Origin of the sequence: Aeromicrobium sp. JJY06 (assembly GCF_044069275.1) — a bacterium.
GTDB classification, from domain to species: Bacteria; Actinomycetota; Actinomycetes; order Propionibacteriales; family Nocardioidaceae; genus Aeromicrobium; species Aeromicrobium tamlense.
The window spans coordinates 729,183-744,367 of the sequence record NZ_JBIMRD010000001.1 but is presented as its reverse complement, the minus strand read 5'-3'; the positions used below and the strand labels follow the sequence as shown (position 1 = coordinate 744,367).

Here is a 15,185-nt window from a genome sequence, read left to right as displayed (position 1 = left end):
CCATGACGACGCTCAAGGAGACGCTCTGGGACCCGATCGCCGGCTTCGGCGTGACGTTCCGGACGATGTTCAAGAAGCCCGTCACCGAGAAGTACCCGTTCGAGAAGGTGCCCACGGCGCCGCGCTTCCACGGACGTCACCAGCTCAACCGCTGGCCCGACGGCCTGGAGAAGTGCGTCGGCTGCGAGCTGTGCGCCTGGGCATGCCCCGCCGACGCGATCTACGTCGAGGGCGCCAGCAACACCGAGGACGAGCGCTTCAGCCCCGGTGAGCGGTACGGCCGCGTCTACCAGATCAACTACCTGCGCTGCATCCTGTGCGGCCTGTGCATCGAGGCCTGCCCCACGCGCGCGCTGACGATGACCAACGAGTACGAGCTGGCCGACGACAACCGCGCCGACCTGATCTACGAGAAGTCCGACCTGCTGGCGCCGCTGCTGCCCGGCATGGTCGAGCCGCCGCACGAGATGCTCATCAGCGACGACCACACGGACTACTACCGCGGGAAGTCGCTGCCGATCGTCGAGACCACGAGCGGCACGGAGGCGACCTCGTGACGGCGTTCTGGATCCTCGCCCCGGTCATGGTGCTGGCGGCGATGGGCCTGATCTTCGCGCGCAAGGCCGTGCACGCGGCGCTGTGCCTGGCGGTCGTCATGATCAGCCTCGCGATGCTCTACGCGGCGCAGGGCGCCCCGTTCCTGTTCGCGGTGCAGATCATCGTCTACACCGGCGCGATCATGATGCTGTTCCTGTTCGTGCTGATGCTCGTGGGCGTCGAGACCGCCGACTCGGTCGTCGAGACGATCAAGGGCCAGCGCGCGGCCGCCGTGGTCGTGGGCATCCTGTTCGCGCTCGTGCTGGCCCTCGCGGTCGCGCAGTCGGTCTCCTCGGCGGTCGTCGGCATCGGCGAGGCCAACGCGAACGGCAACGTGCACGGACTCGCCTCGCTGCTGTTCAGCAAGTACGTCATCGCCTTCGAGTTCACCGCGGCCCTGATGATCGTCGCGGTGCTGGGCGCCATGGTGCTGGCGCACCGCGAGCGCCTCGTCGACCCGCCCACGCAGGCCGAGCTGCAGGAGCGCCGGATGCGCGACTACGCCGAGTCCGGCAAGCACCCCGGCAACGCGCCCACGCCCGGCGTCTTCGCCCGCCACAACGCGGTCGACACCCCGGCCCTGCTGCCCGACGGCACGCCGCTGCCCGAGTCGGTGCCCGGCACGCTCGTGTCGCGCCACCAGTTCGAGGTGCACGGCGCCGAGGACGTCACCCACGTGGTCGGCGAGATCTCGGCCAGCGACATCGATCCCGACGAGCGTCCGCTGACCACCGAGAAGCCCGACACCCGAAAGCCCGACACTGACGACGATGAGGGGGTCACGCCATGACCGAGTACCTCACCCTGTCGATGCTGCTGTTCTCGATCGGCGCGATCGGCGTGCTCGTACGCCGCAACGCGATCGTCGTGTTCATGTGCGTCGAGCTCATGCTGAACGCCACGAACCTCGCGTTCGTCACCTTCGCGCGCCAGCACGGCAACCTCGACGGCCAGGTCGCGGCGTTCTTCGTCATGGTCGTCGCCGCCGCCGAGGTCACCATCGGCCTGGCCATCATCGTGTCCATCTACCGCACGCGTCGGACGACTTCGGTCGACGAGGCGAACCTGCTGAAGGCCTGAGGGAGACGCCGTGCTGGAACTTTCCTGGCTGCTCATCGCCATCCCCCTGGCGGGCGCAGCGCTGCTGCTGACGTGGGGCAAGGAGTCCGACCGCTTCGGTCACCTCATCGCCACCGCGTGCTCGGCCGCGTCGTTCGTGCTGGGCCTCGTGATGTTCATCGAGCTCGCCGGACGCGACTCCGGCGACCGCTCGGTCACCACCACCCTCGGCACGTGGATCGACGCGGGCCGCTTCCACGTGGACTTCTCGTTCACGTTCGACACGCTCTCGAGCCTGTTCGTCCTGCTGATCACCGGCGTCGGCACGCTCATCCACGTGTACTCGATCGGGTACATGGCGCACGACCCGCGCCGCCGCCGCTTCTTCGCCTTCCTGAACCTGTTCATCGCGGCGATGCTGACGCTCGTCCTGGCAGCGGACTACCTCGTGCTGTTCCTCGGCTGGGAGGGCGTCGGCCTGGCGTCCTACCTGCTCATCGGGTTCTGGCAGCACAAGCCGTCGGCCGCGGCCGCCGCGAAGAAGGCCTTCGTGCTCAATCGCGTCGGCGACCTCGGCATGGCCCTGGCGATCATGACGATGTTCGCCTGGTTCGGCACCAGCTCGATCGCCGCGGTGAACGCGCAGGTCCACTCGGTCTCGGGCAACGTCGCCACCGCGCTCGGCCTGCTCCTGCTGCTGGGCGCGTGCGGCAAGTCGGCGCAGTTCCCGCTGCAGGCCTGGCTGCTCGACGCGATGGAGGGCCCCACCCCGGTCTCGGCGCTCATCCACGCCGCCACCATGGTCACCGCCGGCGTCTACCTGGTGGTCCGCTCGCACGACGTCTTCGACGCCTCGGAGACCGCGCGCAGCTTCGTCATCGCGGTCGGCTTCATCACGCTGCTGGCCGGCGCCTGGATCGGCTGCACGAAGGACGACATCAAGAAGGCGCTCGCCGGCTCCACGATGAGCCAGATCGGCTACATGATGCTCGCCGCCGGCCTCGGCCCCGCGGGCTACGCCTTCGCGATCTTCCACCTGCTGACGCACGGCTTCTTCAAGGCCAACATGTTCCTCGGCGCCGGCTCGGTCATGCACGGCATGAACGACGACGTCGACATGCGCCACTACGGCGGCCTGCGCAAGGCCATGCCGATCACGTTCTACACGTTCGGCATCGGCTACCTGGCGATCCTGGGGTTCCCGGGCACCTCGGGCTTCTTCTCCAAGGACAAGATCATCGAGGCGGCCCTGGGCGAGAACATCTGGGTGGGCCTCGCCGCCCTGATCGGCGCCGGCATCACCGCGTTCTACATGACGCGCCTCATGCTGATGACCTTCTTCGGCGAGAAGCGCTGGCGCGAGGACGTGCACCCGCACGAGTCGCCCGCCGTGATGACCGTGCCGCTGATCGTGCTGGCGGCGCTCTCGCTGCTGGCCGGCGTGATGGCGTTCGGCGACTGGATCGAGAAGTGGCTCGAGCCGGCCACCGGCCACACCGAGCATCACGAGTTCGGGGTGCCGATCTTCGTCATCACACTCATCGTGCTGGCGGTCGTGGCGGCCGGCGTGGCGCTCGCGTGGGTCCTGTACGGACGCCGCGAGATCGCCGACACGGCGCCCGCCGACTCCGAGGTCTCGATCTTCACGCGGGCCGGTCGCGCCGAGCTGTACGGCAACAACGTGAACGATGCGCTGGTGGGCCGCCCCGCGACCCACCTCACCCGAGCCCTCGTCTGGGCCGACGCGAAGGTCATCGACGGCCTCGTGTCGGGGTCGGCCGACCGCATCGGTGAAGTCTCCGGCGAGCTGCGCAAGCCGCAGACCGGCTATGTCCGTTCCTATGCACTGATGGTGCTCGGAGGTGCTCTCGTGGTCCTGCTGGGCCTGCTGGCGGTGACGCTCGCATGATGCTGTCCCTGCTGATCGCCGTCCCGCTCATCGGCGCGCTCGTCGTGGCGCTGCTGCCGCGCACGGTCGACGCCGTCCTGCCGCGGTACGTCGCGGTCGCCGTGTCGCTGCTGACCCTCGTCATGTCGCTCGCGCTGCTCGCGCGGTTCGACATCGAGAGCGGCGGCTACCAGCTGACCGAGGAGTACGAGTGGATCGGTGCGATCGGCGCCCACTGGGCACTCGGCGTCAACGGCATCGGCCTGACGATGATCTTCCTGGTCACCGTCCTCGTGCCGATCGTGCTGCTGGCCTCGTGGCGCGACAAGGAGGACGACCCCGCGGGGACGAACTCGTACTTCGCGCTGATGCTGGTGCTGGAGGCGCTCGCGATCGGCGTGTTCGCCGCCACCGACGTCTTCACGTTCTACGTGCTGTTCGAGGCCACCCTGATCCCGATCTACTTCCTGATCGGTGGTCACGGCACGGGCCAGCGCAGCTACGCCGCGGTGAAGTTCCTCGTCTACAACCTCGTCGGCGGCCTGCTCATGCTGGCGTCGGTCGTGGGTCTGTACGTGCTCTCCACGCAGCAGGGCGGCCCGAGCTTCCTGCATGCCGACCTCATGAGCCTCGAGATGTCGCAGTCCACCGAGCGCCTGCTGTTCCTGGGCTTCTTCATCGCGTTCGCGATCAAGGCGCCGCTGTGGCCGCTGCACACGTGGCTGCCCGACGCGGCCGCCTCGGCGACGCCCGGCACCTCGGTGCTGATGGTCAGCGTGATCGACAAGATCGGCACGTTCGGCATGATCCGCTGGTGCCTCGAGCTGTTCCCGGGCGCCTCGGAGTGGGCCAGCCCGGTCGTGCTCGTCCTCGCGGTCATCAGCATCCTGTACGGCGCGCTGCTCGCGATCGGCCAGGACGACCTGCGCCGCCTCATCGCGCTCACGTCGGTGTCGCACTTCGGCTTCATCATCCTGGGCATCTTCGCCTTCACGTCGGTGTCGATGACCGGCTCGGTGCTCTACATGTTCAACCACGGTCTCTCCACCGCGGTGCTGTTCCTCGTCGCGGGCATGATGATCGCCCGCCGCGGCTCGGCGCGCATCAGCGACTACGGCGGCGTCCAGAAGGTCGCCCCGGTGCTCTCCGGCGTGCTGCTCGTGGGCGGCCTGTCGAGCCTCTCGCTGCCCGGCCTGGCGCCGTTCGTGTCGGAGTTCCTCGTGCTCGTCGGCACCTTCAGCCGCTCGATCCCGATCGCCACCGTGGCGACGCTGGGCATCGTGCTGGCCGCGGTCTACATCCTGCTCATGTACCAGCGCACGATGACCGGCCCGCTCAACGAGGGCACTGCCGGGTTCACCGACCTGTCGCGCCGCGAGGTGGGGGCGCTCGCGCCCGCGCTCGTGCTCATCATCGGCCTGGGCTTCGTGCCCCAGCCGCTGCTCGAGGTGATCGACCCGGCCGTCGAGCCGGTCGTGGCCACGGTGGGGGTCGGCGATCCGCCGCAGCGCGCGCCCATCGACCTCGCAGACCAGACGGAAGGAGCCCACGAATGATCGGCACGCTCGCGTCCGTCCTGCCCGGGTCCCTGGCCGCCGACGGCCCCGACATCCCCGCGGCCGACCTCGACTACGGCCAGCTGTCGCCGCTGATCGCGATCGCCGCGGTCGCGATGATCGGCCTCGTCGTGGAGGTCGTCGCGCCCCGCCGGGCGCGCTTCGTCGCCCAGACCGTCGTCGCGGTGCTCGGCTCGATCATCACGCTCGGCCTCACCGTGTGGGTCTACCTCGGGCTCGAGGAGGTGCCCGAGGGTCGCTGGGCGGCCCTGGGCTCCGTCGGGGGCGAGGGCGCCGTCGCGGTCGACGGTCCCGGCGTCCTCACGTGGGCGATGCTGCTCATCTTCGGCATCCTGTCGTTCCTGATGTTCGCCGAGCGCAGCCACGAGGGCGGCCTCAGCGACTTCATCGGCCGCGCCGCCGATGCCCCGGGCTCGCCCGGCGAGACCGAGGCCACCACGGCCCGCCTCGAGCACACCGAGGTCTTCCCGCTGGCGACGTTCGCGCTGGCCGGCATGATGCTGTTCGCGGTCTCGAACGACCTCATCACGATGTTCGTCGCCCTCGAGGTGCTGTCGCTGCCGCTGTACGTGCTGTGCGGCGTGGCGCGTCGTCGTCGCCTGCTCAGCCAGGAAGCGGCGATGAAGTACTTCCTGCTGGGTGCGTTCTCGTCGGCGTTCTTCCTCTACGGCGCGGCGCTGGCCTACGGCTACTCCGGCAGCCTCAACCTGACCGAGATCAACACGGCCGTCTCGGCGCGCGGCGACGAGACCGCGATCCTGCTCGCGGCCATCGGGCTGCTGCTGGTGGGCCTGCTGTTCAAGGTGGGCGCGGTGCCGTTCCACAGCTGGACCCCCGACGTCTACCAGGGCGCCCCGACGCCGGTCACGGCCTTCATGGCCGCGGCCACCAAGGCCGCCGCGTTCATCGCCATGATGCGCGTGCTCTTCGTGGCCTTCGGCGGAGCGTCGTGGGACTGGCGGCCCGTCCTGTGGGTCGTCGCGGTCCTCACGATGCTCGTCGGCTCGATCGTCGCGATCAGCCAGACCGACGTCAAGCGCATGCTGGCGTACTCGTCGATCGCGCACGCCGGCTTCCTCACGGTGGGCCTCTCGGGCGCCTACCTCGGCGACCAGGAGGGCCTGTCCATCACGTCGGTCTCCTCGGTGCTGTTCTACCTGCTGGCGTACGGCGTGGCCACGATCGGCGCGTTCGCCATCGTCACGGTCGTGCGCGACTCCGCGGGCGAGACCACCCACCTGTCGAAGTGGGCCGGACTCGGCAAGGAGTCGCCGTTCCTGGCGGGCTCGTTCGCCGTGTTCATGCTGTCGTTCGCGGGCATCCCGCTCACCGCGGGCTTCATCGGCAAGTGGGCCGTCTTCAGCGCGGCGTGGGGCGGTGGGGCCTGGCTCCTCGTCGTCATCGGCGTGCTGTGCAGCGCCGTCGCGGCCTACTTCTACGTCCGCGTGATCGTGCTGATGTTCTTCACCGACCCCGTCGGTGATGGGCCGACCGTGGCCGTCGCGGGCGTGACGACTACCGTGGTGATTGCCTTGGCCGTGATCACGACGGTCGTGCTCGGCCTCCTGCCGGGTCCGATGCTCGATCTGGCCCAGAACGCCGGCGCCTTCGTGCGCTAGCGGGCATGTCGTCGGCGGTCGTGGGAAGGAAGTGGGACGTGGCCAGCGTCGGGTCGTTCGCGGATGACGCGTTGGAGCAGCGGGTCTCGGCCGGTGTGCAGCAGGTCGAGGACCTGCTCGTCACCTCGGCCCACAGCCCCGAGCCCCTCGTCGCCGAGGCCTCCTCGCACCTGCTGCAGGCCGGTGGCAAGCGCTTCCGCCCCCTGCTCACGGTGCTGTGCGCCGAGTTCGGCGACCCCACCGCTCCGGACATCGTCCCGGCGGCCGTCGTGGTCGAGCTGACGCACCTCGCCACGCTGTACCACGACGACGTGATGGACGAGGCGTCCATGCGCCGCGGTGCTCCCAGCGCGAACGCGCGCTGGAACAACTCGGTCGCGATCCTGGTGGGCGACTTCCTGTTCGCGCGTGCCTCGTCCCTCGTGGCCGACCTCGGTCCCGAGGCCGTCCGCATCCAGGCCGAGACGTTCGCCCGTCTGGTGCACGGCCAGTTGCGCGAGACGCTCGGTCCCGGTCCCGACGACGACCCGCTCGAGCACTACCTCTCGGTGGTGGCCGACAAGACGGGCTCGCTGATCGCCACCGCCGCGCGCTTCGGCGCGATGATGTCCGGTGCGGGTGAGGACGTCGAGGCCACGCTGCTGGAGTTCGGCGAGCGCATCGGCGTCGCCTTCCAGCTGGCCGACGACATCATCGACGTCGCCAGTGACGCCGACGACTCGGGCAAGGTGCCCGGCACCGACCTGCGCGAGGGCGTGCCCACGCTGCCCACCCTGCTGGTGCAGGCCGCGCCGGTGGAGGGCGACGAGCGCCTGCGCGAGCTGCTCTCGGGCCCGATCGCCGACGAGGACGACGTCCAGTGGGTCATCCGCGCCCTGCGCGAGCACCCGGCGATGGACCGCGCCCGCGCCTACGTCCGTGCCGAGGCCGACGCGGCCCGCGCCCTGCTCGCGAAGCTCCCGGCCGGCCCGGCCCGCGACGCCCTCGACGACATCTGCACCCGCGCCACCGACCGCCTCGGCTGACCAGCCCTCCGCCGCCGGCCGGAACCGCGCACTCGCGGGGGAGGCGGTCAGATCGCGGTCGACTCAGCCGCGCACTCGTCGGCGGTGCGCTTGGCGCGACGCCGCGTGCGCATCGCGTCGTAGGTGAAGATCACCAGCGCCGCCCACACGATCACGAAGCCGATCCAGCGCGCCGTGCCCATGTGCTCGCCGAAGATCGTCAGCCCGAAGATGAACTGCAGGATCGGTCCGAGGTACTGCAGGATGCCGATGGTCGTGAGCGAGAGCCTGATCGCGGCGGCGCCGAACATCAGCAGCGGGATCGCGGTGACGATGCCGGTGCCCATCAGCAGCACCGTGTTGAGCGCGCCCTCGTGCCCGAACGCCAGCGTGCCGTTGACCCCGAGGAACACCAGGAAGGCGATGGCGAACGGGGTGAGGATCGTCGTCTCCACCGAGAGCGCCTCGATCGTGCCGAGGTTCGCGCGCTTCTTGAGGAATCCATAGGTCGCGAAGCTCGTGGCCAGCACGAGGGCGACCCACGGCGGGCGGCCGTAGTCCACGGTCAGCACGACCACCGCGAGGATGCCCAGCCCGACCGCGACCCACTGCAGGCGCCGCAGGCTCTCGCCCAGGACGAAGACGCCGAGCAGCACGGTCATGAGCGGGTTGATGAAGTAGCCGAGGCTTGTCTCGATGACGTGACCGTTGGTGACGCCCCAGATGAACGCACCCCAGTTGATGGTGATGACCACCGAGGCGAGCGCGAGCGGCACCATGAGCCGACGCTGGCCGATGATCGCGCGGAACGCGCCCCACTTGCGTGCGATGGTCAGCAGGCCGAGGCAGAAGACGAAGGTCCAGACGATGCGGTGCGCGAGCACCTCGTACGCCGACGCGGGCTCGAGCAGGGGCCAGTAGAGGGGGAAGAAGCCCCAGCACAGGTAGGCGGCCGTCCCGTAGATCAGCCCTGCCTTGGAGTCGGAATTGGTCGTCGCCACGTGCTGAGTCAACACCCTTTCCTGCCGCCGTCTTCCCCGCGGGTGGTCCTAGAGTCGTGGCATGGGGGTGAGAGGCCGGTTCCTGCTGCTGCTCGGGCTGCGCTGGCTGGCCACCGGGCTCCTCATGCCGGTGTCCCTGCTGCTGCCTTTGGAGCGCGGTCTGACGATCGCCGAGGTCGGCCTGGCGATGGCCGCGCAGGGCGTCGTCGTGCTGGTCATGGAGATCCCCAGCGGGGCGCTCGCGGACTCGTGGGGGCGTCGGCCGGTGTTCATCGCGTCGGGCGTCGCGGCGATCGCGGCCTACGGCCTCACGCTCGTGGCGCAGTCGGTGCTGGCGTTCGCGCTGGCGTGGGCCGTCAGCGGCCTGTTCAGGGCCCTCGACAGCGGGGCGCTCGAGTCGTGGTTCGTCGACGCCGAGAACGCCCGCGGCGCCTCGGACGAGGTGCCCTCCGCACTCGCCCTGGCCGGGGGTGTCATCAGCGGAGCCATCGCGGTCGGCTCGGTGCTCACCGCGGGTCTGCTCTACGTCGCCCCGTGGTCCGACGGGGTCGCGCTGGCCGTGCCCTACACGCTGTCGATCGCCATCGTCGTCGTGCAGATCGGGTGCGCGCGGCTGCTGATGGAGTCGGTCCAGCACACCGAGGAGGCCGCGCCCGGCTGGCGCGCGACGCTCGTCTCGGGCGTGCGGATCGCCTTCGGCCGCCGTCTGCGCCTGCTGACCGCCGCGATGCTGCTGTGCGGTGTTGCCGTCGCGGGGCTCGAGCTGCTGATGCCGGTGCGGCTCGCCGAGTTCTCGTCCGACACCAGCAGCGCGGGCACCGTGCTCGGCATCGTGTCGTCGATCGCGTGGGGCCTGGCGGCGCTCGGTGCCACGGTGGCCTCTCGGGTGCTGCGCGAGGTCGGGCCGGGAGTCCTCGCGCCGATCCTCGGCGCCGCCGAGGCGATCGGTCTCGCGATCATGGCGATCGCCGGCGGCCCGGTCGCGCTGATCGCGGGCTTCTGGCTCTGCTACCTCGTGCACACGTCGTTCGGCGCCGCGTACAACGCGCTCGTGCACGACCGTGTCACCGAGGCGAACCGCGCCACGGCGCTCTCGGTCACCTCGATGGCGTTCCTGGGCTCGGCCTCGGCCGGGGGAGTGGCGCTCGGGTTCGTCGCGGGCGAGCTCAGCGCCGCGTGGGCCCTCGTCACGGCCGCGGCGGTCATGCTGCTCGCCGCGGTCCTCGTGGCGGGCGCCGCCCGCCAGCGCGGCGTCACGGTTCAGCGGTAGTCGGGAGGTGTGCCCCGATGCCGTCCTCCCACCGGGCACCGGGGCCTTTCCCCCAGTGCGGGCGGTCTTCCCCAACGGCCCGCGCGTTCGAATGTAGTTCAATCCTCAACGAGTTTCCGGAGAATGCGGAGACTGCGCGACACGACGGGGAGCAGGCAGAGGCCCCAGGGAGGGAGTCACCTGGGGCCTCTTCAGTGATCCGCTGCCGGGGAAGAGCGGACCTCGGGGTCGGGGGTCCCCGTGGGGAGATTCTCTACACTGCCCGGAACATGCGCCAGTGCCCCGCCACGGGACGGACGAGTAACAAGCGAGAGGCGGCGGGCGCCGCGGCCGGGGATCAGCGGTAGTTGGTGAACTGCACCGCGAAGTCGAGGTCGGCGTTCTTGACCAGCGCGATGACCTCCTGCAGGTCGTCACGGGACTTGCTCGTGACGCGCAGCTCGTCGCCCTGGATCTGCACCTTCACGCCCTTGGGCCCCTCGTCGCGGATCAGCTTGCTGACCTTCTTGGCCTGCTCGGTGCTGATGCCCTCGCCGAAGGTGCCGTTGATCTTGACGTCCTTGCCCGACTGGCGCGGCTCGTCGGCCTCGAAGGCCTTGAGGCTGATGTTCCGCTTGACCAGCTTGGTCTGGAAGACGTCGAGGATGGCGCGGGCGCGCTCCTCGGCGTTCGCGGTGATCTCCACGCCCCACTCGCCCTTCCACTCGATGGAGGCGTTGGTGTTCTTGAAGTCGTAGCGCGTCGAGATCTCCTTGACCGCCTGGTTGAGGGCGTTGTCGGCCTCTTGGCGGTCGATCTTGCTGACGATGTCGAAGGAGGAGTCGGCCATGGGGCCACCCTACGGCCTGCCGCGCCGCGCGGGAGCGGTGCTCCGAGGCGGCCCTGATTTCGGGCCCGGCGGGACGCTGGGGTAATCTTGCAGACTGTCGCGGCAGGTTGCCCGAGCGGCCAAAGGGAGCTGACTGTAAATCAGCCGGCATTGCCTTCAGAGGTTCGAATCCTCTACCTGCCACGTGACGCGAGCCCCCGACCGGAGACGGTCGGGGGCTCGTCCCTTTCCCACCCCCACATCCGTCGGTGGTGGCCCCTATCGTCGGTGGCATGAGCGCCACCGACGACCGCCCGGGCGAGGACTGGACGCTGCACGCCCTCTACGACCTCGTGCCCGACGCGTACGAGCTCGACCTGCTCGAGGAGGCCGGTCGCCCCGCCGGGGGACACTCCCGTGCCGAGGTCGCGGCCGCTCTCGAGGACGCCCGCCGCGGGGCGATCGCCGCACTGGGCCACGACGTGGAGTCCGCGGCCGAGGTCGACGCCCCGGTGCCGTCGCCGGCCCAGGCGCGCTTCACGGTCGAGCGGCTGCTCGGCGGCGTGGTCGTCGACGGCGACCCCCGCTGACCCCACGAGTACGGTGAACGCGTGGCAGACACGTGGTTCGACCGGCGCACGTTCCGGCGTCCGTGGGACCTCGACGGGCTGCTCGACGCCAAGCGCGCGACGGGCACCCGCGTCAGCCTCGTGATCCCCGCGGTCAACGAGGCCGCCACGGTCGGCGACGTCGTGGGCCGGATCCACGACGCATTCGTCCGCGACTCCGACCTCGTCGACGAGCTCGTCGTCGTCGACGGCGGCTCGACCGACGACACGGCCCGGATCGCGGCGGAGGCAGGTGCCCGCGTCCACTCCCTCGCCGACATCCGCCCCGACCTCGGCCACCGTGCCGGCAAGGGCGAGTCCATCTGGAAGTCGCAGCTCGTCACCACGGGCGACGTCCTCGCGTTCGTCGACGCCGACCTCACCGAGTGGGACACGCACTTCGTCACCGGCCTGCTCGGCCCGCTGCTCACGGACCCGGGGGTCGCCCTCGTCAAGGGCTTCTACGAGCGGCCGTTCCGCGCGGGCGCCGCCGACGACCCGCAGGGCGGCGGTCGCGCCACCGAGCTCGTCGCCCGTCCGCTGCTCGCGCTGGCCCGACCGCACCTCGGCCGCGTGGTGCAGCCGCTCGCGGGGGAGTGGGCGGTGCGCCGTTCGGTCTATGAGACCCTCCACGTCCCGGTCGGCTACGGCGTCGACCTCGCGGCCCTCATCGACGTCTCCGACCGCCTCGGCCTCGACGCGGTCGCGCAGGTCGACCTCGGCCGCCGCGCCCACTCGCACCAGTCGCTGCAGGACCTCGGACCCATGGCGGTGCAGCTCACCGCGGCCGTGTTGTCGCGCTCCGACGCCCGCGTGGGGGAGGATCGCGTCGTGCTCCACCAGTTCCGCGGTCTCGAGGAGATCGCGCGCGAGGTCGACCTCTCCGAGCGCCCGCCGGCCGCGGAGGTCGCACGATGACCCTGCGCCTCGGCCGCCACACCTTCGCCGACGACGCCACGCTGATGATGGCGATCGTCAACCGCACCCCCGACTCGTTCTTCGACAAGGGCGCCACGTGGGCCGAGGACTCCGCGTTCGACCGCGTGCAGCAGGTCGTCGAGGAGGGCGCAGAGATCGTCGACATCGGCGGCATCAAGGCGGCACCCGGCGTAGAGATCGACGCGGACGAGGAGAAGCGCCGCGTCGTCGGCTTCGTCGAGCGCGTGCGATCGGCGTTCCCCGGCGTCGTGATCAGCGTCGACACGTGGCGTGCCGAAGTCGGCCGTGCCGTCTGCGAGGCCGGCGCCGACCTGCTCAACGACGCCTGGGGCGGTGCCGACCCTGGCCTGGCCGAGGTCGCCGCCGAGTTCGACGTCGCGATGGTCTGCACGCACACCGGCGGCGTCACGCCCCGCACCCGGCCGCACCGGCTGGAGTACGACGACGTGGTCGCCGACGCGATCGCCTCCACGGTGGCCCAGGCCGAGCGCGCCGTCTCGCTCGGCGTCGCCCGCGAGAGCCTCCTGATCGACCCGGCCCACGACTTCGGCAAGAACACGTTCCACTCGCTCGAGGTCACTCGACGGCTCGGCGAGATGGTCGACACCGGCTGGCCCGTGCTCGTCTCGCTGTCGAACAAGGACTTCGTCGGCGAGACGCTCGACGCGCCGGTCGGAGAGCGCCTGCTGGGCACGCTCGCGGCCACCGCCGTCGCCGCCACGGCCGGGGCGCGCGTCTACCGCGTGCACCAGGTGCCCGAGACGCGCCAGGTCGTCGACATGGCGTGGACGATCGCGGGGCGCCGTCCGCCCGCCCGGGCGATCCGAGGTCTCGCGTGATCCGCCGACTCGTCGTGCTGCCGCCCGTGCCCGCGCTGCTGCCGCGCTACGCGAGCCTCGAGGACCCCGTGGCCGAGCTCCGCGTCTCCGCCGTCGCGGCGGTGCAGGCGAGCACGCGCGGCGTCGAGGCGGTCTCGGTCGTCGGTGACGACCCCTTCGCCCCCGAGGTGGCGCGAGCCCTGCTCGACGCGGCCGGCTTCACGGGTCGGGTCGAGGACGGCGCCGAGGTGCTGCTCGTCATGGCCAACGGCACCGCGAAGCGCGGCGAGAAGGCACCCGGGCACTTCGACGAGCGCGCGCTGGACTTCGACGACACCGTCGACCTCGCGCTGCGCTCCGGCGACGGCTCGCGGCTCTCGGCGCTGGATCCGCAGCTCGGCGCCGAGCTCTGGGCGTCGGGGATCGAGCCGCTGGTGGACCTCGGCGAACAGCTGGGCGACGGCTGGCGGGTCTCCGTCCCCTACGCCGACGCTCCCTACGGCGTCCTCTGGTGGGTCGTCGCCTGGCTCCACTGACCTCCGGTCAGCCAGATCTGTAGCGGCATCCACTGGTTTCGGGCAGATCCGGCGCGAAAAGGGTGGACAGTGCCACAGATCTCGCGCACCGGAGGGGTGAGGTCGGCGGTGGCCTAGGGTGGTCGCCGTGGCCTACGACGCGCTCTTCGACACCGTCTTCGCCCGCATGGATCCCGAGCGGATCCACGAGCGTGCCTTCGCCGCGATCCGCGCAGGTCGCCCGCTGACCTCGTTGGCCTACCGCGTCGAGCCGAGCCCCGTCACCGTCATGGGCGTGGAGTTCCCGCACCGCTTCGGTCTCGCCGCCGGCTTCGACAAGAACGCGCGCGGCGTCCTGGGCCTGCTGGCGCTGGGCTTCGGCCACGTCGAGATCGGCACGGTCACCGCCCGCCCGCAGCCCGGCAACGAGCGCCCGCGCCTGTTCCGGCTCGTCGACGACCACGCGATCGTCAACCGCATGGGCTTCAACAACGACGGCGCGGCCCAGGTGGCCGCGCGCCTGCACCGCCTGCGCGGGACCGCCGCCGGGCAGCGGGCCGTCATCGGCGTCAACATCGGCAAGACGAAGGTCGTCCCCGCCGAGCGTGCCGCGCAGGACTACGTCGAGAGTGCGCGCCTGCTGTCGCCCTACGCGGACTACCTCGTCGTCAACGTCTCGAGCCCGAACACGCCCGGGCTGCGCGACCTGCAGGCCGTCGAGTCGCTCGAGCCGATCCTGGCTGCGGTCAAGGCCGTCGCTGACGGCAACCACGGCCGCCGCGTGCCATTGGTGGTGAAGATCGCGCCCGACCTCGCCGACGAGGACATCGACCAGGTCACCGACCTCGTCCTCGAGCTCGGTCTCGACGGCATCAGCGCCACCAACACGACGATCGCCCGGCCCGACGCGCTGCGCACGTCGCGCGAGGTGGTCGACGCCGCGGGCGCCGGTGGCCTGTCCGGGCCGATCCTCGCCGAGCGCGCCACCGAGGTGCTGCGCCGGATCCGCGCGCGGGCCGGTGAGGGACTCACGCTGATCGGCGTCGGCGGGGTCACCGGCGAGGCCGACGTGAGGACCCGGATCGAGGCCGGCGCCGACCTCGTCCAGGCGTACACGGGCTTCATCTACGGGGGCCCGTCGTGGCCCTCCCGACTCGCCCGAGCCGCCCGATAATCCCTGCGATCCCGGGGTCGCGCGACGACGTGCCCACCCCGATTTGGGAACCCGGCACCTGACCCGGTATCTTTACTTGTCGGCTTGCCCCTTTAGCTCAGTCGGCAGAGCGTTTCCATGGTAAGGAAAAGGTCTACGGTTCGATTCCGTAAAGGGGCTCTGAGGAGCGAGGCGACTCGCAACTCCGTGGCTGGGTAGCTCAGTTGGTCAGAGCGCACGACTCATAATCGTGAGGTCGCGGGTTCGAGCCCCGCCCCAGCTACCGAACCGGCAAGTCAGCATCACATCACCCGCCCGGGAACGGGCGG

The 15,185-nt window shown here is 70.6% G+C and carries 15 protein-coding genes and 3 tRNA genes; 16 read left to right on the top strand and 2 right to left on the bottom strand.

Going from position 1 to position 15,185, the window contains the following annotated elements; genetic code table 11:
• The first annotated feature begins 2 nt into the window (after nt 1-2).
• The 7 genes from nuoI to ACGWYL_RS03740 are packed head-to-tail and all read left to right on the top strand — an operon-like array spanning nt 3 to nt 7,765.
• A complete protein-coding gene (gene nuoI, locus ACGWYL_RS03770; RefSeq protein ID WP_179422656.1) occupies nt 3-557 on the top strand; it encodes an NADH-quinone oxidoreductase subunit NuoI in 555 nt (184 codons plus the stop codon).
• Entirely contained in the window at nt 554-1,387 is an 834-nt protein-coding gene (locus ACGWYL_RS03765; RefSeq protein ID WP_331283449.1) for an NADH-quinone oxidoreductase subunit J, read from the top strand. The genes nuoI and ACGWYL_RS03765 overlap by 4 nt, the downstream gene beginning before the upstream one ends.
• Nucleotides 1,384-1,677 carry an NADH-quinone oxidoreductase subunit NuoK gene (gene nuoK, locus ACGWYL_RS03760; RefSeq protein WP_179422660.1) on the top strand — a complete coding sequence of 98 codons (294 nt, stop codon included), beginning with the start codon at nt 1,384-1,386 and terminating at the stop codon, nt 1,675-1,677. Before ACGWYL_RS03765 ends, nuoK begins: the two co-directional genes overlap by 4 nt.
• Nucleotides 1,678-1,687: 10 nt before the next feature.
• Nucleotides 1,688-3,565: an NADH-quinone oxidoreductase subunit L gene (nuoL, locus tag ACGWYL_RS03755; protein ID WP_395486474.1), complete on the top strand. Its 1,878-nt coding sequence runs from the start codon at nt 1,688-1,690 to the stop codon at nt 3,563-3,565.
• A complete protein-coding gene (locus ACGWYL_RS03750) occupies nt 3,562-5,100 on the top strand; it encodes an NADH-quinone oxidoreductase subunit M (protein WP_179422664.1) in 1,539 nt (512 codons plus the stop codon). Before nuoL ends, ACGWYL_RS03750 begins: the two co-directional genes overlap by 4 nt.
• Nucleotides 5,097-6,740: an NADH-quinone oxidoreductase subunit NuoN gene (gene nuoN, locus ACGWYL_RS03745; protein WP_395486473.1), complete on the top strand. Its 1,644-nt coding sequence runs from the start codon at nt 5,097-5,099 to the stop codon at nt 6,738-6,740. The genes ACGWYL_RS03750 and nuoN overlap by 4 nt, the downstream gene beginning before the upstream one ends.
• A gap of 38 nt (nt 6,741-6,778) precedes the next feature.
• Nucleotides 6,779-7,765, top strand: coding sequence for a polyprenyl synthetase family protein (locus ACGWYL_RS03740; RefSeq protein WP_395486472.1), 987 nt, complete (start codon nt 6,779-6,781; stop codon nt 7,763-7,765).
• Nucleotides 7,766-7,812: 47 nt separating this feature from the next.
• Here ACGWYL_RS03740 and rarD read toward each other — a convergent pair whose 3' ends face one another.
• On the bottom strand, nt 7,813-8,745 hold the full coding sequence (gene rarD / locus ACGWYL_RS03735) for an EamA family transporter RarD (RefSeq protein ID WP_179422670.1): 933 nt from the start codon (nt 8,743-8,745) through the stop codon (nt 7,813-7,815).
• Between the two features lie 61 nt (nt 8,746-8,806).
• Here rarD and ACGWYL_RS03730 point away from each other — a divergent pair, with 61 nt between their 5' ends.
• Nucleotides 8,807-10,015 (top strand): MFS transporter, encoded by a 1,209-nt coding sequence (locus tag ACGWYL_RS03730; RefSeq protein ID WP_395486471.1) that lies wholly within the window; start codon nt 8,807-8,809, stop codon nt 10,013-10,015.
• A 337-nt stretch (nt 10,016-10,352) separates the two neighbouring features.
• On the opposite strand, the gene ACGWYL_RS03725 is transcribed toward ACGWYL_RS03730, so the two are convergent.
• Nucleotides 10,353-10,844, bottom strand: a complete 492-nt coding sequence (locus tag ACGWYL_RS03725) for a YajQ family cyclic di-GMP-binding protein (RefSeq protein ID WP_179422674.1) — start codon at nt 10,842-10,844, stop codon at nt 10,353-10,355.
• A 101-nt stretch (nt 10,845-10,945) separates the two neighbouring features.
• Between ACGWYL_RS03725 and ACGWYL_RS03720 the strand changes: the two genes are divergently transcribed.
• The 8 genes from ACGWYL_RS03720 to ACGWYL_RS03685 all read left to right on the top strand — a co-directional run bounded on the left by ACGWYL_RS03720 (nt 10,946) and on the right by ACGWYL_RS03685 (nt 15,139).
• Nucleotides 10,946-11,027 (top strand) — tRNA-Tyr (locus ACGWYL_RS03720).
• 89 nt (nt 11,028-11,116) lie between these two features.
• The gene (locus ACGWYL_RS03715) at nt 11,117-11,413 is read left to right on the top strand and encodes a hypothetical protein (RefSeq protein ID WP_395486470.1); all 297 of its coding nucleotides are present in this window, start codon (nt 11,117-11,119) and stop codon (nt 11,411-11,413) included.
• A gap of 21 nt (nt 11,414-11,434) precedes the next feature.
• A complete protein-coding gene (locus tag ACGWYL_RS03710; RefSeq protein ID WP_395486469.1) occupies nt 11,435-12,349 on the top strand; it encodes a glucosyl-3-phosphoglycerate synthase in 915 nt (304 codons plus the stop codon).
• Entirely contained in the window at nt 12,346-13,209 is an 864-nt protein-coding gene (gene folP, locus ACGWYL_RS03705; protein WP_179422681.1) for a dihydropteroate synthase, read from the top strand. The genes ACGWYL_RS03710 and folP overlap by 4 nt, the downstream gene beginning before the upstream one ends.
• Nucleotides 13,206-13,724 (top strand): hypothetical protein, encoded by a 519-nt coding sequence (locus ACGWYL_RS03700; RefSeq protein WP_395486468.1) that lies wholly within the window; start codon nt 13,206-13,208, stop codon nt 13,722-13,724. Before folP ends, ACGWYL_RS03700 begins: the two co-directional genes overlap by 4 nt.
• 127 nt (nt 13,725-13,851) lie before the next feature.
• A complete protein-coding gene (locus ACGWYL_RS03695; RefSeq protein WP_395486467.1) occupies nt 13,852-14,877 on the top strand; it encodes a quinone-dependent dihydroorotate dehydrogenase in 1,026 nt (341 codons plus the stop codon).
• 86 nt (nt 14,878-14,963) lie between these two features.
• Nucleotides 14,964-15,036: transfer RNA gene (locus ACGWYL_RS03690), tRNA-Thr, on the top strand.
• Nucleotides 15,037-15,065: 29 nt separating this feature from the next.
• Nucleotides 15,066-15,139: transfer RNA gene (locus tag ACGWYL_RS03685), tRNA-Met, on the top strand.
• The last annotated feature ends 46 nt before the right edge of the window (nt 15,140-15,185 follow it).